A 286-nucleotide genomic window follows, 5' to 3' on the forward strand; every position below is an offset into this window, starting at 1 on the left:
CCCCCGCACCCCCCCCCCCCCCCCCGGCCCCGCGCAAAACACCCCGGGGGGTACGGGGAGGGGGTGTTCCCCCCCGTAGGTGACCGCGTGGGCGCCCCCGGACCCGCCCGCCCCCAAAACCGGAACCCCCCCCCCCACCCCCACCCCCGCCGAGAAGATCAGCCCCCCGCCGATCACCATCACCGGCACGAGCGCCGCCTTCAGCGGCGTCCACTCGACGTCGAGCAGCACCAGGGACCACACCAGCACGATCAGCCCCTGGATCACCCGTCCCACCCGCCGCAGC

Annotated in this window: 1 pseudogene; it reads right to left on the bottom strand. The window is 76.6% G+C overall.

Going from position 1 to position 286, the window contains the following annotated elements:
* Window positions 1-276 (bottom strand): annotated as a pseudogene (locus A4V12_RS00735) (hypothetical protein); the annotation flags it as partial.
* Window positions 277-286 lie beyond the last annotated feature (10 nt).

This window comes from Streptomyces noursei (assembly GCF_001646665.1).
In the GTDB taxonomy this organism is placed as follows: domain Bacteria; phylum Actinomycetota; class Actinomycetes; order Streptomycetales; family Streptomycetaceae; genus Streptomyces; species Streptomyces lavendulocolor.